The 21,150-nt window shown below is 58.7% G+C and carries 21 protein-coding genes; 7 read left to right on the forward strand and 14 right to left on the reverse strand.

What is annotated here, in order from left to right; genetic code table 11:
• Positions 1 to 33: 33 nt before the first annotated feature.
• On the reverse strand, positions 34 to 1,104 hold the full coding sequence (locus AC2FFA_RS11395) for an SMP-30/gluconolactonase/LRE family protein (RefSeq protein WP_496851757.1): 1,071 nt from the start codon (positions 1,102 to 1,104) through the stop codon (positions 34 to 36).
• Positions 1,105 to 1,191: 87 nt separating this feature from the next.
• Between AC2FFA_RS11395 and AC2FFA_RS11400 the strand changes: the two genes are divergently transcribed.
• Positions 1,192 to 2,307, forward strand: coding sequence for a pyridoxal phosphate-dependent aminotransferase (locus AC2FFA_RS11400; protein ID WP_496851758.1), 1,116 nt, complete (start codon positions 1,192 to 1,194; stop codon positions 2,305 to 2,307).
• Between the two features lie 125 nt (positions 2,308 to 2,432).
• Here the strand turns inward: AC2FFA_RS11400 and AC2FFA_RS11405 are convergent, their stop codons facing one another.
• From AC2FFA_RS11405 to AC2FFA_RS11430, 6 genes are all read right to left on the reverse strand, one after another.
• Positions 2,433 to 3,623, reverse strand: coding sequence for a pyridoxal-phosphate-dependent aminotransferase family protein (locus tag AC2FFA_RS11405; protein ID WP_496851759.1), 1,191 nt, complete (start codon positions 3,621 to 3,623; stop codon positions 2,433 to 2,435).
• A 51-nt stretch (positions 3,624 to 3,674) separates the two neighbouring features.
• Positions 3,675 to 4,307 (reverse strand): bifunctional 4-hydroxy-2-oxoglutarate aldolase/2-dehydro-3-deoxy-phosphogluconate aldolase, encoded by a 633-nt coding sequence (gene eda, locus AC2FFA_RS11410; protein WP_496673903.1) that lies wholly within the window; start codon positions 4,305 to 4,307, stop codon positions 3,675 to 3,677.
• 3 nt (positions 4,308 to 4,310) lie between these two features.
• Complete coding sequence (edd, locus tag AC2FFA_RS11415) at positions 4,311 to 6,116, reverse strand: phosphogluconate dehydratase (RefSeq protein ID WP_496851760.1); 1,806 nt, start codon at positions 6,114 to 6,116, stop codon at positions 4,311 to 4,313.
• Positions 6,117 to 6,118: 2 nt separating this feature from the next.
• Positions 6,119 to 7,564: a glucose-6-phosphate dehydrogenase gene (gene zwf / locus AC2FFA_RS11420; RefSeq protein WP_496851761.1), complete on the reverse strand. Its 1,446-nt coding sequence runs from the start codon at positions 7,562 to 7,564 to the stop codon at positions 6,119 to 6,121.
• A gap of 149 nt (positions 7,565 to 7,713) precedes the next feature.
• Positions 7,714 to 9,957: a phosphoenolpyruvate--protein phosphotransferase gene (ptsP, locus tag AC2FFA_RS11425; protein ID WP_496851762.1), complete on the reverse strand. Its 2,244-nt coding sequence runs from the start codon at positions 9,955 to 9,957 to the stop codon at positions 7,714 to 7,716.
• A 46-nt stretch (positions 9,958 to 10,003) separates the two neighbouring features.
• Positions 10,004 to 11,242: an aspartate kinase gene (locus tag AC2FFA_RS11430; protein ID WP_117869686.1), complete on the reverse strand. Its 1,239-nt coding sequence runs from the start codon at positions 11,240 to 11,242 to the stop codon at positions 10,004 to 10,006.
• A gap of 165 nt (positions 11,243 to 11,407) precedes the next feature.
• Here AC2FFA_RS11430 and AC2FFA_RS11435 point away from each other — a divergent pair, with 165 nt between their 5' ends.
• A complete protein-coding gene (locus tag AC2FFA_RS11435; protein WP_496851763.1) occupies positions 11,408 to 11,764 on the forward strand; it encodes a hypothetical protein in 357 nt (118 codons plus the stop codon).
• Here AC2FFA_RS11435 and AC2FFA_RS11440 read toward each other — a convergent pair.
• The 5 genes from AC2FFA_RS11440 to AC2FFA_RS11460 form a co-directional block, all read right to left on the reverse strand.
• Positions 11,758 to 12,396, reverse strand: a complete 639-nt coding sequence (locus tag AC2FFA_RS11440) for an SDR family oxidoreductase (protein WP_117869687.1) — start codon at positions 12,394 to 12,396, stop codon at positions 11,758 to 11,760. The genes AC2FFA_RS11435 and AC2FFA_RS11440 overlap by 7 nt on opposite strands.
• Before the next feature lie 2 nt (positions 12,397 to 12,398).
• A complete protein-coding gene (locus tag AC2FFA_RS11445; RefSeq protein ID WP_299639353.1) occupies positions 12,399 to 12,854 on the reverse strand; it encodes a DUF1178 family protein in 456 nt (151 codons plus the stop codon).
• 72 nt (positions 12,855 to 12,926) lie between these two features.
• The gene (locus AC2FFA_RS11450) at positions 12,927 to 13,388 is read right to left on the reverse strand and encodes an NUDIX hydrolase (protein WP_496851764.1); all 462 of its coding nucleotides are present in this window, start codon (positions 13,386 to 13,388) and stop codon (positions 12,927 to 12,929) included.
• Between the two features lie 133 nt (positions 13,389 to 13,521).
• Complete coding sequence (locus AC2FFA_RS11455) at positions 13,522 to 14,265, reverse strand: EcsC family protein (protein WP_496673880.1); 744 nt, start codon at positions 14,263 to 14,265, stop codon at positions 13,522 to 13,524.
• A 52-nt stretch (positions 14,266 to 14,317) separates the two neighbouring features.
• Entirely contained in the window at positions 14,318 to 14,812 is a 495-nt protein-coding gene (locus tag AC2FFA_RS11460; RefSeq protein WP_117869691.1) for a GNAT family N-acetyltransferase, read from the reverse strand.
• Between the two features lie 71 nt (positions 14,813 to 14,883).
• On the opposite strand from AC2FFA_RS11460, the gene AC2FFA_RS11465 reads away from it, so the two are divergent.
• Complete coding sequence (locus AC2FFA_RS11465) at positions 14,884 to 15,489, forward strand: flavin reductase family protein (protein ID WP_117869692.1); 606 nt, start codon at positions 14,884 to 14,886, stop codon at positions 15,487 to 15,489.
• On the forward strand, positions 15,489 to 16,127 hold the full coding sequence (locus tag AC2FFA_RS11470) for a CatB-related O-acetyltransferase (protein ID WP_117869693.1): 639 nt from the start codon (positions 15,489 to 15,491) through the stop codon (positions 16,125 to 16,127). The genes AC2FFA_RS11465 and AC2FFA_RS11470 overlap by 1 nt, the downstream gene beginning before the upstream one ends.
• Positions 16,128 to 16,157: 30 nt before the next feature.
• Here AC2FFA_RS11470 and AC2FFA_RS11475 read toward each other — a convergent pair whose 3' ends face one another.
• Positions 16,158 to 17,792 (reverse strand): SulP family inorganic anion transporter, encoded by a 1,635-nt coding sequence (locus AC2FFA_RS11475; RefSeq protein ID WP_117869694.1) that lies wholly within the window; start codon positions 17,790 to 17,792, stop codon positions 16,158 to 16,160.
• A 91-nt stretch (positions 17,793 to 17,883) separates the two neighbouring features.
• Between AC2FFA_RS11475 and AC2FFA_RS11480 the strand changes: the two genes are divergently transcribed.
• Both AC2FFA_RS11480 and AC2FFA_RS11485 read left to right on the forward strand, forming a co-directional pair.
• Positions 17,884 to 18,492 (forward strand): hypothetical protein, encoded by a 609-nt coding sequence (locus AC2FFA_RS11480; protein WP_496851765.1) that lies wholly within the window; start codon positions 17,884 to 17,886, stop codon positions 18,490 to 18,492.
• A gap of 93 nt (positions 18,493 to 18,585) precedes the next feature.
• Positions 18,586 to 19,458, forward strand: a complete 873-nt coding sequence (locus tag AC2FFA_RS11485) for an S-methyl-5'-thioadenosine phosphorylase (protein ID WP_496673863.1) — start codon at positions 18,586 to 18,588, stop codon at positions 19,456 to 19,458.
• A 37-nt stretch (positions 19,459 to 19,495) separates the two neighbouring features.
• On the opposite strand, the gene AC2FFA_RS11490 is transcribed toward AC2FFA_RS11485, so the two are convergent.
• Positions 19,496 to 20,161, reverse strand: coding sequence for a hypothetical protein (locus AC2FFA_RS11490; protein ID WP_117869696.1), 666 nt, complete (start codon positions 20,159 to 20,161; stop codon positions 19,496 to 19,498).
• A 356-nt stretch (positions 20,162 to 20,517) separates the two neighbouring features.
• Here AC2FFA_RS11490 and AC2FFA_RS11495 point away from each other — a divergent pair, with 356 nt between their 5' ends.
• Positions 20,518 to 21,147, forward strand: coding sequence for a LysE family translocator (locus tag AC2FFA_RS11495; RefSeq protein WP_496717721.1), 630 nt, complete (start codon positions 20,518 to 20,520; stop codon positions 21,145 to 21,147).
• Positions 21,148 to 21,150 lie beyond the last annotated feature (3 nt).

Below are 21,150 nucleotides of genomic sequence, written 5' to 3' on the forward strand. Positions count from 1 at the left end.
TGCCCGGACAGAGTGCGGAATACCACTGCGACGTCAGGGCAATTCGCTGACAGGCATTCGTCCGAACCACGGGGAATCGAGGGTCATGACATAGAACTGATCACCTACGATCTTGCCTCCGGTCGTGATGCCCAAGCGGCCTTGCGGGTCCTGTAGCGTGCGCAGGATCGTACCGTCGCCATCAAACTGCACCATCATGCCGCGATGGATTGGCGCGGGGCGTACTGCCGGACCCAACCGCCAGATCACCTTGCGCAGGAACGGGTACGCCATCAGTGCCTCGGACGGGACCCGCGGGCTGGCGAAGGCCATCCAATAGGTGCCGTCACCCTGAGCCTCGAGGTTGTCAGGATAGCCGGGCAGATTTTCCAACAGGATCTCTTGTTGCCCTGCTTTTTGTCCGGTCAGCCACAGTTTGTGCACGCGCGCGCGACCTGTTTCCGCGATCAGCAGAAAATCCTCATCAGGTGAAAGCGCGACACCGTTGGTATAGACAAAACCCTCGGCGATCTTCTGGGTGCGGCCATCGGCTGTGCGACGCGCGACGTAACCTGTATCGGACTGTTCCCAGATGGTGAGGACAGAGGTCAGTTTGGTCCCGCCCATGGTTTCCGGATCGAAGCGGTCAGATGAATTCGAGAAGTAAATCGTGCCATCCTGCGCCACATCCAACTGGTTCGCGTAGATCACTGGCGCACCGTTGATGTCACCCACCACCCTGTCCAACGTGCCCGGGCCAGTCCAACGCATTACGCCGCGAAAGCTGTCGGCGATGTAAAGCGCGCCATCCGGTCCGGCCTTAAGGCCCAGGGGACGCCCGCCAAGTTGGTCAACTGCAACCGGTTCCGCCGCGTCGATGCGATAGAGGGTGCCTGCCAGACTGGTCGTGTAGACTGATCCATCGGGCATCACGGCGATGTCTTCAGGGCCAATCTCTTCCCACGGCAGGCGGATCAGTTGCGCTGCGTCCAGTACTGTATTTTCGACGAAATCCCCAGTGAATCCGGCATCTTCCGGCATCTCGACGGCAACAGGTTCAACCGGGACGGGCCAGAATAGTAGATAGGCGAGGCCCAGGAGAATAACGGCAACGAAAATGCGCATCTGCGCTCCTTTTTCAAATATCTTATCCTGCGCGCCAAAACATGGTGCGTGCTTGCTCATTGATCGGGCTTGGGGTTATCTGCGGACATGACCGAACCTCGATACACCCCGCTAGCACAAACCCTGCCCGCCACCGTGCCCTTTGTGGGCCCCGAAACGCAAGAGCGTCAACGTGGCGCGTCATTTGTTGCGCGATTGGGAGCCAACGAGAGCATTTTCGGACCGTCCCCCCGCGCGATCGAGGCCATGGCACAAGCGGCGTCAGAGATCTGGATGTATGGCGACCCCGAAAACCATGACCTGCGCCATGCTTTGGCAGACCATCACGGCATATCGTCGGAAAATATTGTTGTCGGCGAAGGGATTGATGGGCTTTTGGGCTATCTGGTGCGGCTGATTGTCGGCCCCGGGGATACCGTTGTCACCTCGGACGGGGCCTATCCGACCTTCAACTATCATGTGGCCGGGTTCGGCGGCATTCTTCACAAGGTACCGTATTCAGGTGATCACGAAGACCCCTCAGCCCTGTTTGCCAAGGCTGCAGAGGTCGACGCCAAGCTGGTCTATCTGGCCAATCCGGACAACCCGATGGGAAGCTGGCATTCCGGCTCGGATATTGTGGCCGCTATGGACGCCTTGCCCGATGGGTGCCTGCTGGTTCTGGATGAGGCCTATGTGGAATGCGCGCCAGAGGGGACGGCTGCGCCTGTAGGTATCGACGACCCCCGCGTTATCCGGATGCGAACCTTCTCGAAGGTCTATGGCATGGCGGGTGCACGGGTTGGGTATGCCATGGGTACGCGGGATCTGATCGCGTCCTTCAACAAGGTGCGCAACCATTTCGGCATGAACCGCGCCGCGCAGACCGGGGCTTTGGCGGCTTTACAGGATGGCGCGTGGCTGGAGCATATCCAAGCGCAGATCGCAGAGGCACGTGAGCGGATCGGCGCGATTGCCCGGGAAAATGGATTGGCGGCCCTGCCTTCGGCCACCAATTTCGTGGCGATTGACTGTGGGCAGGACGGGGGTTTTGCCAAGGCCGTTCTGGATGCATTGGTCGCGCAAGGGATATTTGTCCGAATGCCGTTTGCTGCACCTCAGAACAGGTGCATTCGGATCAGCTGTGGAGCGGCGTCTGATCTGGACGCGTTTGCCGCTGCTTTGCCCAAGGCGCTTGTGGTCGCGCGCGGACGGGCTGACTGATCCTTTTCCATACGGTCGGACAGCAAAGGGGGGCTGTCTGCCCCCCATCGCGCCACTGCGCGATCCCCCCGAGGATATTTTTAGCCAGATGAAGAGGCGGATCGCGCAGGGACCCCAATAGGGTGTCAGGCGGCCAGTACGGCGGCGGCGGCTTCGAGGGCACCCGTGCCACGCGGTATATCAAGTGCGGCCATGGCTGTTTCCATTCCACCCAGAATGGCCATCACCATCTGCCCGTTGACATGACCCATATGGCCCAGGCGGAAACAGCCGTCATAGTCCTCCATTCCCAATCCGATGCCCAGTGTCAGGCCCAACTGGTTTTCGGTGAATGCGCGCAGGGCTGTGCCGCGGCTGTCCGTCAGGCGCAATGCGGTGACGGCGTGGCTGCGGTGGGCGCGGTCAGCGACGTTCAGATGCAGCGCGCCGCCTTGTGCCCAGGTTTCGCAGGCTGCCCATATGGCCTTGGCCAGTCGTTCGTGACGGGCCCAGACCTGTTCGATCCCCTCTGCATGGATCAGGTCCAGCGCGGCGCGCAAACCGTAGAGATGGTGCGTGGGCGCTGTGCCGTTGAAATATTGGTAGAACAGGTCTGGATGGGCACGCGGTTGCCAGTCCCAGTATTGCGAAACACGCGGCATGGTGGACCGCTTGGCTTGCGCCTTTTCGTTGAAGAAGACAAAGCCGACGCCTGCCGGGGTCATCAGCCCCTTCTGACAGGCAGTGACAGTGACATCGACGCCCCATTCATCCATCTCGAACCGGTCACAGCCCAGCGAAGCAATACAGTCTGCCATCAACAGCGCCGGGTGTTGCAAGTCGTCCAGAAGCCTGCGCAGCGCCGGTATGTCGTTGCGGATCGAACTGGATGTATCCACGTGCACCGCCAGAACGGCCTTGATCTGGTGGTTTTGATCCGCACGCAACGCATCTGCGATCCGGTCGAAATCCCAAGCGGACGAGCTGCCGAAATCGATCAGCTGCACTTTGGCTCCAACCCCCTCGGCCATTTCGGCCCAGCCGTGGGTAAACCGGCCCGAGGCGGGGGCCAGAACGGTTTCGCCGGGGGCGATCACGTTGGACAGCGCCGCCTCCCATATGCCGTGGCCATTGGCGATATAAATGGCGACGTTGTGTTTTGTGCCAGCAACCCGGCACAGATCGCGCGTTAGGCCCGGCATCATATCGATAAGCTCGCCATCATAGATATTGGGCGACGGGCGATGCATGGCCTGCAGGACTGTGTCCGGCATTACCGAAGGGCCGGGGATGGCCAGATATGTCCGCCCCTGGGAAAGGGCACCTGTCTGTGTCATGGGGTCAACCTGTTTGAATTGACGCCCACCTTAGCGAGGGGCCGGGCGGCGTCAATCCGCCAGCTTCGATGCCTCGCGCGCAAGTGTTTCGATCCCGGCCCAGTCGCCGTTTTCGACCATTTTCTTCGGCGCGACCCAGCTGCCGCCAGCGCAGACCACGTTGGACAAAGACAGGTAATCGCGGGCGTTGGTTGGGGACACACCACCCGTAGGGCAGAAGCTGATCTGTGGCAGCGGCGCGCCGATCGCCTTCAGTGCAGGCGCACCACCTGAAGCCTCGGCCGGGAAGAATTTCAGCATGTCATAGCCCTTTTCCAGCAACGCCATCGCTTCGCTTGCTGTGGCGGCGCCGGGCAGCAGCGGCAGACCTTCGGCCTCGCACGCCGCGATCAGGACATCTGTGGCGCCGGGGGAAACGCCAAACAGCGCGCCGGCTTGTTTGGCAGCACGGACATCATCGGGTGTGACCAGTGTACCTGCACCGACCACGCCGCCGGGCACTTCGGACATGGCCTTGATCGCATCCAGCGCCGCCGGGGTGCGCAAGGTCACTTCAAGCGCCGGCAAACCACCTGCGACCAGCGCCTCGGCCAGAGGGCGAGCCAGAGCGGCGTCATCGACGACCAGAACCGGAACAATGGGCGCAAGTGCGCAGATTTCACGGGTGCGTTGGGTTTTGGACATCTCTTATGCTCCGAATATGCTGGCGCCTGCGTCGGCAGACCCGACATTCTGCCGGAACGCATCGAAAAGGTCGCGCCCGACACCGTGTTGGTTGGCTGAAAGGTCGGCGGTTGTGGGCGCACGATCCAGAACGCCTTCGGTCAGGATTTCCAACTCACCCTTGACCGCATCAACGCGCAGAAGGTCACCGTCTTGCAGGTAGGCGATGGGCCCGCCATCCAGCGCTTCGGGGCAGACATGAATGGCAGCGGGTACTTTGCCGGAAGCACCCGACATGCGGCCATCGGTGACCAGTGCCACTTTCTGCCCGCGGCCCTGCAAAATCGACAGGATAGGTGTCAGCGAGTGCAGCTCAGGCATTCCATTGGCCTTGGGACCTTGGAAGCGAACAACCACAATGACGTCATCGGTGAACTCTCCGGCCTTGAATGCGGTTTTGACCTCATCCTGACCGTGAAACACGCGCACGGGGGCTTCGACGACCTGATGTTCTGGCGCAACCGCCGAGACTTTCATGACAGCAGTGCCCAGATTTCCAGTCAGGCGCGAGAGGCCACCGGTGGGTTGGAAAGGGTCTTTGGCCGGGCGCAGGATCTTTTCGTTCAGGCTGTGACCCGCGCCGTCCTGCCAGATCAACTCGCCATCAATCAGCTTAGGTTCCTTGGTATAGTTGTGTAGCCCCTGCCCCGCGACGGTCAGCGTGTCCGGGTGCAGCAAGCCATCTTCAAGCAGCGTTCCGATCGTGTACCCTAGGCCGCCGGCCGCATGGTAGTGGTTCACATCTGCCAGACCGTTGGGATAAACCCTTGCGACCAGCGGCACGACTGCGGAAATGTCGGAAAAATCCTGCCAGTCCAACACGATACCACCGGCGCGCGCCATGGCGATCAGGTGGATCAGAAGATTGGTTGAACCACCAGTCGCCATCAGGCCCACGATACCGTTGACGAAGGCGCGTTCATCCAGAATCTGACAGACCGGTGAATAGCTGTTGCCCAAAGCGCTGAGTGACAGGGCACGCCGCGCGCCTTCCTCGGTCAGGGCGTCACGCAGCGGGGTATTCGGATTGACGAAGCTGGAGCCCGGCAGGTGCAGGCCCATGAACTCCATCAGCATCTGGTTGGTATTAGCGGTGCCGTAGAAGGTACAGGTGCCGGGGCCGTGATAAGCCGCCATTTCAGCCGCCATCAGCTCTTCGCGGCCCACCTCTCCGGAGGCGAATTTCTGTCGGACCTTGGCTTTTTCGTCGTTCGGCAAGCCGCTGGTCATTGGTCCTGCGGGCAGGAACACGGCTGGCAGATGGCCAAAGACCTGCGCGCCGATGATCAGACCGGGGACAATCTTGTCACAAACCCCGAGGAACACGGCCGCGTCGTACGTGTTATGGCTGAGCGCCACACCGGTCGCTAGCGCAATCACATCGCGCGAGAACAAAGACAGTTCCATTCCCGCTTCGCCCTGGGTGACACCGTCACACATGGCGGGCACACCGCCTGCCACCTGTGCCGTTCCACCGGCGGCGCGGATCGCGTCGCGGATCAAGGCGGGATACCGTTCGAACGGCTGATGGGCCGAAAGCATGTCATTATAGGCGGTGACGATGCCCAGATTGCCGGCGGTGCCGGTGGCCATCGATTGCTGATCTGCGCCTGCGCCCGCATAGGCATGGGCCTGACCGCTACAGGACAGATGCGCACGGGCAGGACCTTTGGATCTGGCCTGCTCCATCCGTTCAAGATGGGGGCCGCGCAGATCGGCGCTGCGGTCGATGATCCGTCCGGTGACATCGGAAATGACTGAGTGAACCATGATTACCCTCCGATCTGACGCCAGCGACGCCCATCGCGATGCATCAGCATCAATGCTTCTTCGGGGCCTGAACTGCCCTGATCGTATCGTGCGGGTCGATCACCCCGTTGTTCCCACCCCTGAACGATGGGATCGACCCAGGCCCAGGCGGCCTCGGCCTCATCCCCGCGCATGAACAGGGTTTGATCGCCACGGATAACATCCATCACCAGACGTTCATAAGCGTCCGGCGCTTGCGCTTCGGCCCCCAGTGCATCGGCAAAGCTCATGTCAAGCGCAACGTCCGACAGGCGGAAGCCCCCCGGCCCCGGATCCTTTATCGTGGTGCGCAAGGTGATGCCTTCATCAGGTTGCAACCGGATCACCAATACGTTGCCATGCAGCGGACCGACATTGGGGAAAATCGTATGCGGAGGGTCACGAAAGAACACCGCAATTTCGGATTCGCGTGCCCGCAGGCGTTTACCGGTGCGCAGATAGAACGGCACACCTGCCCAGCGCCAGTTACCGATATGAACCTTGAGGGCAATGAAGCTTTCGGTGCGGCTGGCGGGGTTGCCGACATGATCGACATAGCCGCCCTCGCCTTTTTCGGCCCGGTACTGGCCGCGCGCGATGTCGGACTGGGCAACGGGTTCCAGCGCTTCGATAACCTTGACCTTCTCGTCTCGCACCGCGTTGGGCGAGAATTTCGACGGCGGTTCCATCGCGGTCAGGCACAACAACTGCACAAGATGGTTCTGGATCATGTCCCGCATCGCGCCGGACTGATCGTAATAGGCCCCGCGCCCTTCGACGCTTACGGTCTCGGCCACTGTGATCTGCACGTGATCAACATGGGTCGAATTCCAGAGTGGTTCGAACAGCGAGTTCGCAAAGCGCAGCGCCATCAGGTTCTGCACGGTCTCTTTGCCCAGATAATGGTCGATCCGGTAAATCTGATGTTCTTCGAAACAGGCACGCAAGCCTTCGTTCAGCGCCTTCGCTGAGGCCAGGTCGTGCCCAAATGGTTTTTCGACGACAATGCGGCTGTCCGGTGTCGCAAGGCCAGCGTCATGCAGCCGCTGCGCGATACCCGAAAAAAGGCTTGGACCAACGGACAAATAAAAGGCCCGCACGACGTCATCGCGCATCAGCTCTTTCAGATCAGACCACCCGGCCTCACCCAGAGCGTCCACGGGCACGTATTCGACATGGGCAAGGAACCGATCCAATGTCTGTTGGGAAAAACCCGGCGCGAACTGTTGCATCGATTTGCGGACCTGATCGCGAAACCCGTCGCTGTCGATATCAGAGCGTGCCGTACCGATGATCCGCGCGCCGTCGGGCATTTGCCCGACCTCGAAGCGATGGTACAGGCCCGGCAGGATCTTACGCTGCGCCAGATCGCCGGTCGCGCCGAAAAGCACCAGATCGAATGGCTCTACCGGAATTACGCGTGAAACCATCACGGGCTCCTTTTGAGTTTGCCGATATCAGCTTAGCACGGCTTGAAAACCCGCAAAACCTGATATGTTATCGCTAACATTGCTTGTCTATTAGAAAGTCGCCCATAAAAAATCAAGCATAGTTTGACAAAACCGGCTCGTTTTGCGCATTAAGTCTGATTGCGCAGCCAATCCATCACCGCAGGACGCACGGATTGGTCGCCGCGATGGCGTGCATCAGCGATGATTTTGCGAACCTCCGTCAGGTTACACCGCAAAAGAAGGCTTTTGACCGGACCGATTGAGGCAGGGCGCATCGACAGCGTCCGTATCCCCATTGCCGCAAGGCACAACGCCTCAACCGGGCGACCCGCATCTTCGCCACAGAAGCTGAGCGGGGTATCCGAGATATCGCAGCGTTCCACAATGCGTTCCATCAGGCTCAGGAAGCTGACATTCAGTGTGTCATAGCGACGGCGGACCAGTTCGTTTTCACGGTCAGCGGCAAAGAAGAACTGCTTGAGATCGTTGCCGCCGATTGAAATGAAGTCCACCTCATCAAAGAACTTCTGCGGTGCAAAGGCCAGCGACGGGGTTTCCAGCATCGCGCCAACCTCAAGCGTTTCGGGCAGGACGTGGCCAAGTCGTTTTTCCCGCTCGATGGTTTTGTTCACCTCCCAGCGGGCTTCGCGATATTCCTCGGCCTGGGCGACAAAGGGGAACATGATGGTCAAAGGCCGACCATTCGCAGCCCGCAACAAGGCCTGCAACTGCATCCGCATGACACCACGCTTGTCCAGACCAACGCGAATGGCGCGCCAGCCCAGCGCCGGGTTTGGTTCGGCCACGTGTTTCATATAGGGCAGAACCTTGTCCGACCCGATATCGAGTGTGCGGAACACCACCCTTTTGTCCCCCGCCGCGTCCAGAACGCGCTGATACTGGCCCACCAGTTCGGACCGTTTCGGCATCTGGTTGCGGATCAGGAATTGCAGCTCGGTTCGGAACAGACCTACGCCTTCGGCCCCTGAAGTGCCAAGCGATGGCAGGTCGGCCATCAGACCTGCGTTCATCACCAGATTGATACGCGATCCATCGCGCGTGACGCATGGGGTTTCACGGATCGAGGCATAGCGTTCCTGCGCCTTGGCCTGCATCGCGATCTTGTCACGGAAGGCACTGACCACGCTGTCTTCGGGGCGCAGATGCACAACACCCTGATCGCCATCGACCAAAACGTGGTCACCATTCAGCGCCTCGGTGGTGATCCGGCCCACGTGAACGACCAAAGGAATCGCCAGCGCCCGTGCCACGATCGTGGCGTGGCTGCCAACCGAGCCTTCTTCGAGGATAATCCCCTTCAGCGCCCGCCCGTATTCCAGCAGATCGCCGGGGCCGATATTGCGCGCGATCAGGATCGGGTCAGTGGGCAGATCGGCACTGTCTGTCTTGCCCTGCCCTGTCAGAATGCGCAGCAGCCGGTTGCTGAGATCGTCCAGATCCGCCAGCCGTTCACGCAGATAGGGATCGGTGACCTGCCCCATGCGCGCACGGGCCTGGGATTGTTCTTTCTCCACCGCGGCCTCGGCGCTGAGACCCAGGGCAATGTCTTCCTCCATCCGCCGCATCCAGCCTTTGGAATTGGCGAACATACGATAAGCTTCCAGCACCTTCAGCTGTTCCTTATCGCCGCCCTGGGAAATCTCGAGCATCTTGTCGACACCGACGCGCAGTTCTTCTACTGCGCCGACCAGACGTTCGCGTTCCCGGTGCGGGTCTTCGGCAATTGGATTGGTTACAACCACGCGCGGTTCGTGCAGCCAGACATGCCCTTCGGCGGAACCTTCCTGCGCCGGGCCACCGCGCAACAGAACGGATTGCTGGTGCAGTGGCGACAAGGCCGCGCCCTCGCCGACAAAGGCACCCAATTCGGCCATTTCGGCCAACACCATGGCCACCACTTCAAGCGCATAAATCTCGTCAGCGGTAAACTCGCGCGCCTCGCGGGACTGGACAACCAGAACACCCAGCTTTTCCCCAAGGCGCTGAACCGGCACGCCCAGGAAGGAGGAATATCGTTCCTCGCCGGTTTCCGGCATATAGCGGAAGCCCTTGGCCGACGGCGCATTGGCGGTGTTGACAACCTTGCCGAACTTGGCAACCCGCCCGACAAGACCTTCGCCCATGCGCATCCGGGTTTTGTGGACCGCTTCGGGCGACAGGCCTTCGGTCGCGCAAAGCTCGAGCGTGTCTTCATCGCGGAACAGGTAGATCGAGCACACCTCGGCCCTGATACTATCAGCAATCAGGTGCGTGATCCGGTCAAGACGTTCCTGACCGGCGGCTTCGCTTGCCATTTCTTCGCGTAGCCGACGCAGCAGCTTGCGGGATTCTGTTTCCGTGCCGTCTGACATGGCCCAACCGATTTAATGTGTCAGGCGAAACCTTTGGCCGATCAGCTCAGGCCGCCTTGTCCAGTTCAAAGGCATCATGCAGCGCCTGAACGGCAAGTTCCATGTATTTCCGATCCACAAGTACGGAAATTTTGATCTCGGAGGTTGTAATGACCTTGATGTTGATCCCCTCATCCGAGAGCACCTTGAACATCTTGGCCGCAACACCCGATTGCGAGCGCATCCCGATTCCCACAACCGAGACTTTGCAGACATCGGTGTCTGCCACCAGCTCTGCATAGTTCAACTCGCCCTTTTCCTTGATCGCCAGCAGCGCTTTTTCGGCACGGGCCACCTGATCGGTGGGGCACGAGAACGTCATGTCCGTGCGGCCCTCGTCCGAAATGTTCTGGACGATCATATCGACATTCACGCCCTCTTCGCTGAGGGCCGAGAAGATGGTCGTGGCGATGCCCGGCCGGTCGGCCACGGAAACAACGGTCATCTTGGCTTCGTCGCGGGAATAGGCCACACCGGCCACAACATTGGATTCCATGATATCCTCCTCGTCGCAGACCAGCGTGCCGGCCTCATCGGATTGTTCTTCAAAGCTTGACAGAACGCGCAGTTTCACCTTGTACCGCATCGCCAGTTCAACCGAGCGGGTCTGCAGCACCTTGGCACCAAGCGACGCCAGTTCAAGCATTTCCTCAAATGAGATGCGGTCCAGCTTGCGTGCTTTTTCACAGATGCGCGGGTCGGTGGTATAGACGCCATCAACGTCTGTGTAGATGTCACAGCGCTCAGCACCGAAGGCTGCCGCAAAGGCAACGGCTGTGGTGTCCGACCCACCCCTGCCCAGCGTGGTAATCCGGCCTTCCGGGCTGATGCCCTGGAACCCGGCAACCACGGCCACGCGCATACCTTCGCCGAATTTCTGGTTCAGGTTCTCGGTCGGGATTTCCTCGATCCGCGCCTGACTGTGCGCACTGGTGGTCAGCAGAGGCACCTGCCAGCCCTGCCAGCTGCGCGCAGGGATGTCCATTTCCTGCAAGGTCAGGGCCATCAGGCCGGCGGTCACGTTCTCACCCGAGGACACGACGGCATCGTATTCGCGCGCATCGAACAGAGGCGATGTCTCGTTCACCCAGCCCACAAGCTCGTTGGTTTTGCCCGACATGGCCGAGACGATGACGATCACGTCATAGCCCTTGGCAACTTCAACGCCGATACGCTTAGCAGCGCGGCGGATACGGTCCAGATTGGCGACTGATGTGCCGCCGAATTTCATTACGAGTACGGGCATGGGGGCAAAAGTCTCCGCGCCTTGGATTATAAGTTCCGTGCCTCATAAGCGAGGGGCACCGCAAGGGCAAGGGCGCAAAGGGGTCACCCCTTCGGCGCAGGGCCGCTTTACATTACACCAGCACGGTGTCAGCCTATGAAGAACAACCAATTCAAGAGGTTCTTCATGTTTCGCCTAGCCCTTGCCTTTGCCTTACTTTCATCGCCTGCACTGGCCCAGGTCGCGAGTGTCGCCGGGACGGACGGCAAGAACGCGCTGGGTAAAATTCCCTGCGCCGCAAATGCCGGTGATCCCATGCAAAGCTGCAACGCCGAGCTGCGCCGCCATGACGACGGCAGCATAACCGTTGCGGTGGCCCTGGCTGGCGGACATGTGCGTAATATCTACTTCAAGGATGGTGTGCCGGACTCCAGCAACTCGACCTCGAAAATCTCACATGAAACGCGCGGCGATTTGATGGTGGTCTACATTGAACCTGGTGAGGTCTTTGAAATCCCCAAAGCCGCTTTGACCTCTCAATAAGCGTGCGGTTGACCGTCATAGGTTTCAAAACACCCCGTGGTGCCTAGCGACAAGACATCAAATCGTTCAATCAGGCCGGATACGGCCTGATCCACATCGATATCAGCCGCAGCACCGCCCATATCTGTCTGAACCCAGCCCGGGTGATAGATACCAACGGCAACCCCGTCATCTTTGAGATCCATTGCCAGATTCCGCCCAAGGTTCAGAACCGCCGCTTTGGACGCGCGGTATATATAACTGCCACCCGGCGCGAGGGTGTGCGACGCCATTTTCGACGAAAGTATCGCGACCTTGCCCCCCGCCGCGCGCAGGTTGGGCAACAGGGCCTGTATCGTCAGAAAGACACCCGTGACATTTACCGCAAAGCTTTGCGCCCACATGTCAGCCGGATAATCATTGATCGAGTGCCCTTTGTCCAAATACACTCCGGCGTTGCAGATCAGCAGGTCGATAGGCTGACCTTTCAACTGTTCCGCCATGGCCGATTGTTGCACGGGATCGGACACATCAAGACGAACCTGCATGCCGCCGTCGCGCGCCGTTCCGGTGACTTTCTCCCCCCGACTGACGTAACGCTGTGCCAGCGCTTGCCCGATGCCGCGATTGGCGCCGGTAATCACGATGTGCATGATCAATTGGTCTTTCTGCTGGGGACAAACGGCAGCGGGGCCACCGGCACGCCATCTTCGATCAGCGATTTCGCCTCATCCAGCTTGGCTTCTCCGTAAATGGCGCGGTCCGGAGCTTCGCCAAGGTGGATCTTGCGCGCCTCTCTGGCGAAGTCTTTCCCCACATAATCCGAGTTCTCTTCGACATGGCGGCGCATCTCGGCCAAAACCTTCTCGATCTCAGGCGATGGGGTGGCCACGTCGATCTTTTCTTCTGTGGCAGGCCGGATTTCGTTTTTTTTCAGAGCTTTCCGCGCTGGGCGGACGCGAGGCGTCATGATCGCCTTCTCGACCTGCGTGCACCCGCAAACCGCGCAGGTGACCATATCCACAGAGGCCAGCTTGTCATAGGCTTCGGCGGATTGGAACCAACTGTCGAAAGTGTGGCCTTCGCTGCATTTCAACGCGTATTGAATCATGTTCAGTCCAAAAAATCGATTGGCGAATAGATACCGATCAAGGTGACAATATCAAGCCTACCAGATGCTACTTTAATGTGTGTACGGCTTAAAGTCGCGCAACAATTCAGCAAGTTCACGGGAATCAACCTTTTGCGCCGCTTTTTTCGGCGAAAACCATTTGCGCTTGCGCTCGCTCTTTTCCGGGTAGTCTGGCGACAAAACCCGCACATGCACTGAAAAAACATCCACAAGACACAAGGTTGGAGACCGGTTCGAATGGTGCTTGAGATGCAGGAACTGCCCCAATCGCGTCCCGTTGCACCGGCCACATACGCCCGCCTCTTCCCACGCCTCTTGCAAGGCGGTTTCCTGTGGGCTCAGGCCGGATATTAGCCACCCTTTGGGAACGATCCATCGCCGTGACTTGCGTGTCGTGACCAACAGGACCTTGGGACGACCGCGCTTGATCCGGAAACACAAAGCCGAAGATTGCCGCAAAACAGGCTGCTTTGCAGCTTTGGGAAAGTCATGAAGCAGCAATCGTGCTTTCATTGAGCGACGCACCCTTTTGGTCAAACGTCAGCCAACCGAAAAATCTTACGCTTACCTATCTAGCGGCTGACATCTGCAAACATACCACATGATGTGTCGTTCGCCAAGGCAGTCAGGTCGACCAAGGGATCGCCTACATTCTGGCAGAGAGCCGCCGCGCCAAAGCGTCATGGGGAATATCAGCGTCAATTGCCAGCCGGCGCAAACCGAAATGCACGCGCGCGATCTGTTGGTAATAGCGCGTGTAGACGTAGTTCGTACCCCCACCGGCCAATGCGCCCAGCACAGGAACGGACTGGGCTGCCAGTTTTTGCCCCAGCACAATCGAAAAGCGCGGCGCAACGGCGGCAATAAGACGTTGCATGGCCGGCCCGGTCAGGGTTAGCCGAACCGAGAAAAAACCCAGATCTGCCCCATCATCATGCGACAATGGTCCTGCCGCCGACAATACGCGAACACAATCGAACTTTACGTTTTCAGCAGAAGGATCGAACCCCTCGCGTGCCGCAGCCCCCTGAATGGCGCGCAGAAGCATCGCGGTTGTTGCAGGCAGTTCCATCAGGGCTGTGGAAACACCGCCCAGCCCCCCGGCCGCACCCATGGCCGTGGTGACGGCGGTATTCACCCAAGGCTGCTGATCGGGAACAGCGCGCCGTGACCCCTGAGCCGCATGCATCGCCAGCCACAACGCCTGCTCGGTTGCGCCGGTCAGGCCATTTCGCACAGGTTCCGGCAACTGTTCCAGCAATGACTCGGCCGAGCCGCCCAGTTTGTTCAACAACTTGACACCAACGCCTCCGGCAGATCGGTAGTGATCCGCCAAACGATCCAGTTCGGCCTCGGTATCCACGTTTTCGACTAGAACTACGTTCTGCATTCCCGCCCTCCTGTCTATAAACATCGGCGTTACGCAGCATGGTTTCAATAGGTCACAGGCTCCAACGTGTCACTGCCCCCTCAATGCCGGACCAGGCACCGGGCAACAATTCCAGCCCCAAAACCCGGTCAGGATTTGTGGGCGGAGGCATCTCGACCCCTTGTAATCGGGTGAACCCGAACCGACTGTAATAGGGCTCATCCCCTACCAGCATGACCCGTTGCCACCCGCGGGTCCGCCCCGCTTCGACCCCTTCATGTATCAGGAATCCGCCCAGTCCCTCACCTTGGTGGGTGGGATGCACGGCAACCGGCCCCAACAGCAGTGCGTCGTGATCGCCGACATGAACCGGCCAGAACCGGATCGCACCGGCCAGAATCCCCTGACCGTCACGCGCGACCAGAGACAGGTCCGCAACCGGCGGCACGTCATCGCGCAACCGGTACGACGACAAGGCCTCACGACCCGGTGCAAAACACAGGTCATAAAGGGCTTCGACCTCCCACCAGTCGTCCGGCTCTTCTGGCCTGATCCCGAATTGCTGCACCCTGCCCTCTTTTACTTGCTGGAAATCGCCCTAGCACTTCGCTACGCCTTGGGCAAACGCTTGGAGTTCAGATGTTCTATCGCCCCGAAGACGGCCACGGCCTTCCGCACAACCCGTTCAATGCCATTATCACGCCGCGCCCGATTGGCTGGATCTCGACCCGGGATGCGGATGGGATCAACAATCTGGCACCCTATTCCTTCTTCAACGGCGTTGCCTATACGCCCCCGCAGGTCATGTTTGCCTCGACCGGCACCAAACAGGATCAAAGCGTGGGCAAGGACAGCATCGCCAATATCGAGGCCACGGGTGTGTTTTGCGTGAATGTCGTGGCCCATGCGCACCGGGACGCGATGAATGCAAGTTCCGCCGGATTGCCGAAAGAAGTTGATGAGTTTTTACATGCCGGGCTTTCACCCATCGAATGCGAGACCATCCCCTGCGCACGGATTGAAGGGGTACCAGCCGCCCTGGAATGCAAGCTGACCCAAATCGTCACCCTACCCGGTGAAGCCAACCGGGTGGTGTTTGGGGAAGTGACAGGTGTACACCTGCACGACGATCATATTCGGGATGGCATGTTCGACGTGACCTCGTTCCAACCTTTGGCGCGGCTTGGGTATCGCGATTACTCTGTCGTTTCCGAGTTGTTCAGCCTTTCTAGACCGGATGACTGATGCCCCTGCCTGACGCTTCGCGCCGATATCCTGTCACTCTGCCTGACGGCACGGAACACAAAGGAACGGCCTTTCTGTCACGAGTGATCGACCACCCCAGAATTCAGGTGGGAGATTACACTTACGCATCAGATTTTGACGAACCCGAGGATTGGGCCAATCGGCTGGCCCCTTATCTGTTCGAGTTTTCGCGCGAAAAGCTGATTTTGGGGAAGTTTTGCCAAATTGCCCACGGCGTCCGCTTTGTGACAACCTCGGCAAATCATGCGATGGATGGGATAACCTGCTTTCCCTTTCCAGTTTTCGATCCGGAACAGATGTTGGAATTCCAGCCGGACTTCCGGGACACCGTGATAGGCAATGATGTCTGGATCGGCTATGGCGCGTTGATCCTGCCCGGAGCCAATATCGGTGACGGAGCGATAATCGGCGCGGGTTCAGTCGTGCGTGGAACCATCCCGCCTTATGCGATCGTCTCTGGCAATCCTGCCGAGGCACGGCGATACCGGTTTGACGCCGACACAATCGAGCGGCTGCTTTCTTTGAAGTGGTGGGACTGGCCAGTCGAACTGATCGCCGAAGCCGAAAGCGCTCTGCTGACGGGAGATATCGATAAGCTGGAGCGCTTGGACCCTTGAAAAGGCGGCCTGATTGGCCGCCTTTCGAAGTCAGTGCCCGCCCAGAATACCGGTGCGGACAGAGTAATCTACCGCCAACTCGTAGTCCGGGTCATCATCACTGTCGACCATAAGGTGTCCGGCTTTGTTCAGCAGTTTGTGACAATCGCGGCTCAGGTGGCGAAGCATGACTCGTTTGCCTGCTGCCTCGTATTTTCCTGCGATATTCTCGATGGCTTGCAGGGCGGACTGATCCACCACGCGGCTTTCGGCAAAATCGATGATAACGGTTTCAGGATCGTTCTGTACTTCGAACAGTTCGATAAAGCCCTCAGAGGACCCAAAGAACAGTGGTCCCTGAATTTCATACACTTTCGCGCCTTGTTCGGTCTCGGATTCACGGGTGACCGCATGAATGCGCTTGGCATTGTTCCATGCATAGGCCAGGGCCGAGACAATGACGCCAACCACGACAGCAACGGCCAAGTCCTCCATCACCGTTACGACGGTGACCAGAACGATGACGAAGGCATCGGTCATTGGCACTTTGCGCAGGATCTTGAATGAGTTCCACGCAAAGGTGCCGATCACCACCATGAACATCACACCGACCAGCGCGGCCAGCGGAATTTGCTCGATCAGGGGTGATGCGAAAAGGATGAAGGTCAGCAGGAATAGCGCTGCCGCGATACCGGCTATACGTGTACGCCCGCCGGATTTCACGTTGATCATCGACTGGCCAATCATCGCGCAACCGCCCATGCCGCCGAAAAACCCGGTCACGATATTCGACGCGCCCTGCGCGATACATTCCTGAGATGCCCCACCGCGCTTGCCTGTGATCTCACCCACAAGGTTCAGAGTCAGCAGGGATTCGATCAGGCCAATGGCGGCCAGAATGACCGCATAAGGCAGAATGATCTCAAAGGTTTCCCAGTTCAAAGGAACCATTGGAACATGGAACGCAGGCAGACCGCCTTCGATCGATGCCAGATCGCCGACGCGCGGCACATCAAGGCCAAACCCGATCACGATTGCCGCGACAACCAGAATACCGGCCAGAGGCGCTGGGATGATGCGCGTGATACGCGGCATGATCCAGATCACTGCCATGGTCAGCCCGACAAGACCCAGCATGGTGTAAAGCTGTATCCCGGACAACCATTCGCCGCCGCTCAATCCATGACCGGTGTTTTCCATGGTTCCGGGCACTTTGAACTGTCCCATCTGGGCCAGAAAGATCACGATGGCCAGACCGTTCACAAAGCCCAGCATGACCGGATGCGGCACCAATCGAATGAAACGCCCCCAGTGCATGGCCCCGGCAATGACCTGAAGGATTCCCATAAGAACAACGGTCGCGAACAGGTATTCGACCCCATGTTCGGCCACCAGTGCCACCATGACAACCGCAAGCGCGCCGGTCGCGCCCGAGATCATGCCCGGTCGCCCACCGATCAGTGCCGTAATCAGCCCCACCAAAAACGCGGCGTAGAGTCCGACCAACGGGTGCACGCCCGCCACAAAGGCAAAGGCCACCGCCTCGGGCACCAGTGCAAGGGCAACCGTCAGACCGGACAGCAGCTCAATCCGCAGGCGTGAGAAGGTCAGTCCCTCATCTGGCACCCAGCGCAGATCGGGAATAGCGAGGCGATTGGCAAAGCTTGCCAGCAAGGCTCGGGGCATCAGACAGTCCTATGGGGTTATATGTTCGCGCGAAGGCGTTGTTGTAGCTGGCGCGCTGGCATTGAGCTACTGCACTACGCGGGATGCAGCCATGCGTATAATGCATATCTTGGGCTCGCGGCAAGTTGATTTGCGGGACCACGAAGAAGCCACCACATGTCAGATCATGCGTTGGATCATCCTCTTTCTCTTCTCAGCCCTTCCCGCCCTCGCGCAGGATTTGAATGGCAATGACACGGCAGGAAACTGGCGGGTGACGCATCACGAGATTTTCGGCATCTGGAATTCGATCTGTGACGAGCGCGAAGAAAACGGTGCGTTGCGGCAGCGGTGCTACATCCGACGGGCAGAAGTGTTTTCCCTTCGGCCAAAATTCGCGGCACAGTTCGTTTTCGTTACGCCGGAACCGGAAGGTTTCAAAGTTGAATTCGGGATAGAGCCGGGTACTTTCTTCACCCCATCCGGATTTCGCATCGACCAAGGCGAAGAAACCATATGGCGCACCCGGCGCCCCGGATGCTTGACCGGGCTTGGCTGTACCTTCGAAGACCAACGCGCCAAGGACGTGCTGGACGCCATGTTGACCGGAGATGCGTTCCGCTTCGTGTTCCGAGACCGACACGGGCAGTCACAGGATCTGACCTGGTCTCTGGGCGCGTTTGGCATTGCTTGGGCCGATTTCACCGGGCAATCACAATAGCGCAACCTGTTGGCGATACAGGAATAGGCCTCTTGTCAAATCCGGGCTGAACCCGCACAAATTCAACATCAGGCATTCAGGCGGAGCAGAACAGTGACCCAAACCAGGATAGCCGTCATCGGCGGATCAGGCATCTATGACATCGATGGGCTGGAGAACCCGGAGTGGGTAGAGGTTGAGACCCCATGGGGAACGCCGTCAGACCAGATCCTGACCGGATCGCTGGACGGTATCGAAATGGCCTTTCTGCCGCGTCATGGGCGCGGCCATGTGCACTCGCCGACAGATGTACCCTATCGCGCCAATATCGACGCGCTGAAACGATTGGGCGTGACGGATGTGATCTCGGTTTCGGCCTGCGGATCGTTCCGCGAACATATGGCACCGGGTGACTTCGTGATTGTCGATCAGTTCATCGATCGCACTTTTGCGCGGGAAAAGAGCTTCTTCGGAACTGGGTGCGTTGCCCATGTCAGCGTTGCCCATCCTACCTGCCCACGCCTGTCGGACGCATGCGAGACAGCGGGTAAGGCCGCCGGCATCACAATCCACCGGGGCGGCACCTATCTGGCGATGGAGGGCCCTCAGTTTTCCAGCCTTGCAGAATCCAGGATGTATCGCGAGCAATGGGGCTGTGACGTGATCGGAATGACCAACATGCCCGAGGCGAAACTCGCCCGAGAGGCCGAGCTGTGTTATGCGTCGATCGCGATGGTCACCGACTATGACAGCTGGCACCCGGACCATGGCGAGGTGGACGTGTCCACGATCATCGCCACCCTGACCGGCAATGCCGAAAAAGGCCGCGCACTGGTCAAGGGATTGCCCGCCCTACTGGGTTCCGAGCGCGCACCCTGCCCGCATGGCTGCGATCGGGCGCTGGAGTATGCGATCCTTACGGCCCCCGATAGTCGCGATGCGGCGCTGCTGGCCAAGCTGGACGCTGTGGCCGGGCGAATTCTGTAAGACCGACTTGAGATAATCGGCCAGGGTCTCAATGACCTCAATGGATGCGAACGATGCCCCAGTCGCCCTTTGAGCGAGCAAGCCAGCCGACTTTCAGCACGGATTGAAGCGAGACAGGTTTTGGACATGCATCTTCGCAACCATCAAATACTACCGAAGTCTGAGACATTTGAACCATAACCTGTTTTTCGTCGGAAACCGGATCAAAGAAGATGGTTTCTACAAGAAAAACAGAGTAGTTGGGGTTCGCAGCGGTTTCCTCAACAAGAGACCTGCAGGTGCTTCTGAATGACATACCCTCGTGGGCACTCCAGAACCTTTTTTGGAATTCCCACTTGGCGCTCTCATCCGAGAACTTCATGGATTTTACGATTTTGTCACCGACGTAGTCGGTTACGGCATCCATGGCACCGTTCCAGCCGATTGCCACAAGGCTAAGGCTGGTGAAGGAAACATCTTCCGGGCCAGATTCGTTCCCCCCAACAAACAAATTACAGATCTTTGTGGGTCTAAATTTTCCGGTCGAATGGTCCAAGGCATAAGCCGCACCAAGCACAGGCGCATGTAGTGAACCCTTCGGAACAACAAGTTTCTGGTATTGTAAATCCAGTTCATTCGCATTCAAAACAAGCGTTTTACCAGCGCCCATGATTGCCAGTGCGCCAGCAACAATGACAGCGTTGCGTAAACTGATAACAGACATCCCAAGCTCTCCGAACTAGTTTTGAGGTTTAGGGCAGCATAGCGACCCGCCGCAGTTGAAATACCCGTCCGGGCAGGCAGCGGTGGCAGTCGGCATCAGCAATACGCTCAACAAAAAAATAAAAACGACAAGTTTCATGACGAACCTCCTTATTAAATGACAATAAAAAAAACGGCGTAATTATAGCACAAATTGAATATTTTGTCCCGAAACCCCCATAACACGAATAAGCGATTGACTAAATTTGTGATTCACGGGAAATGGGAGCTGGCTTACAGAACAATCTCCCGGCTCAAGCAGCTTGACCCCCGGGACTGATTCTCTCGTTCTCGGGCGATCTGATCAGGAATTTGACGATGCAACTCGATCTCTGGCTGGCCTTTGTTGCCGCATCCACCGCCCTGCTGCTTATTCCGGGGCCTACCGTGCTGTTGGTACTGAGTTACGCCTTATCCAAAGGGCGCAGTGTCGCCGTTGCCTCGGCCACGGGGGTTGCAGTGGGCGATCTTGTGGCCATGACCGCATCCTTGTTGGGACTGGGCGCACTTGTTCTGGCTTCGGCCACGCTGTTTTCTGTTCTCAAATGGGTGGGCGCGGCCTATCTGGTCTGGCTTGGGGTCAAACTGTTGCGCAGCGCACCAGCCGGTGGATTGAGCACGGTCGACACCGGGCGGGATGTCACCGCACGCAGCGTGTTCGGCCACGCAGCGGCCGTCACTGCCCTGAACCCGAAATCCATCGCCTTCTTCATTGCCTTTGTGCCGCAGTTCATACGCCCTGCTGAACCGCTTGGACCTCAGTTCGTCATCCTGATTGCCACATTCGTCGGGCTGGCCTGGTTGAACGCGTTGGCCTACGCCCTTTTGGCAGACAGGTTGCGGCGGCTGATCGGGCGCGCCAGCGTCATTACGGCAATGACACGGTTTGGCGGTTTGACCTTGATCGGGATGGGTATGGCCACGGCGGTCCTGCGCCGGCCGGCCTGACAC

Source organism: Ruegeria sp. YTSB088 (assembly GCF_059609825.1).

Bases quoted from the DNA above. Each gene is read 5' to 3' on its own strand.
- AC2FFA_RS11450 (WP_496851764.1), bottom strand. From the start codon at position 13,388: ATGAAAGCACGATTGCTGCTTCATGACTTTCCCAAAGCTGCAAAGCAG.
- AC2FFA_RS11405 (WP_496851759.1), bottom strand. From the start codon at position 3,623: ATGACACAGACAGGTGCCCTTTCCCAGGGGCGGACATATCTGGCCATC.
- AC2FFA_RS11465 (WP_117869692.1), top strand. From the start codon at position 14,884: ATGTTCTATCGCCCCGAAGACGGCCACGGCCTTCCGCACAACCCGTTC.
- eda (WP_496673903.1), bottom strand. From the start codon at position 4,307: ATGTCCAAAACCCAACGCACCCGTGAAATCTGCGCACTTGCGCCCATT.
- AC2FFA_RS11440 (WP_117869687.1), bottom strand. From the start codon at position 12,396: ATGCACATCGTGATTACCGGCGCCAATCGCGGCATCGGGCAAGCGCTG.
- AC2FFA_RS11395 (WP_496851757.1), bottom strand. From the start codon at position 1,104: ATGCGCATTTTCGTTGCCGTTATTCTCCTGGGCCTCGCCTATCTACTA.
- AC2FFA_RS11455 (WP_496673880.1), bottom strand. From the start codon at position 14,265: ATGCAGAACGTAGTTCTAGTCGAAAACGTGGATACCGAGGCCGAACTG.
- zwf (WP_496851761.1), bottom strand. From the start codon at position 7,564: ATGGTTTCACGCGTAATTCCGGTAGAGCCATTCGATCTGGTGCTTTTC.
- AC2FFA_RS11430 (WP_117869686.1), bottom strand. From the start codon at position 11,242: ATGCCCGTACTCGTAATGAAATTCGGCGGCACATCAGTCGCCAATCTG.
- AC2FFA_RS11435 (WP_496851763.1), top strand. From the start codon at position 11,408: ATGTTTCGCCTAGCCCTTGCCTTTGCCTTACTTTCATCGCCTGCACTG.
- AC2FFA_RS11470 (WP_117869693.1), top strand. From the start codon at position 15,489: ATGCCCCTGCCTGACGCTTCGCGCCGATATCCTGTCACTCTGCCTGAC.
- AC2FFA_RS11480 (WP_496851765.1), top strand. From the start codon at position 17,884: ATGCGTATAATGCATATCTTGGGCTCGCGGCAAGTTGATTTGCGGGAC.
- edd (WP_496851760.1), bottom strand. From the start codon at position 6,116: ATGGTTCACTCAGTCATTTCCGATGTCACCGGACGGATCATCGACCGC.
- AC2FFA_RS11490 (WP_117869696.1), bottom strand. From the start codon at position 20,161: ATGTCTGTTATCAGTTTACGCAACGCTGTCATTGTTGCTGGCGCACTG.
- AC2FFA_RS11445 (WP_299639353.1), bottom strand. From the start codon at position 12,854: ATGATTCAATACGCGTTGAAATGCAGCGAAGGCCACACTTTCGACAGT.
- AC2FFA_RS11475 (WP_117869694.1), bottom strand. From the start codon at position 17,792: ATGCCCCGAGCCTTGCTGGCAAGCTTTGCCAATCGCCTCGCTATTCCC.
- AC2FFA_RS11495 (WP_496717721.1), top strand. From the start codon at position 20,518: ATGCAACTCGATCTCTGGCTGGCCTTTGTTGCCGCATCCACCGCCCTG.
- AC2FFA_RS11400 (WP_496851758.1), top strand. From the start codon at position 1,192: ATGACCGAACCTCGATACACCCCGCTAGCACAAACCCTGCCCGCCACC.
- ptsP (WP_496851762.1), bottom strand. From the start codon at position 9,957: ATGTCAGACGGCACGGAAACAGAATCCCGCAAGCTGCTGCGTCGGCTA.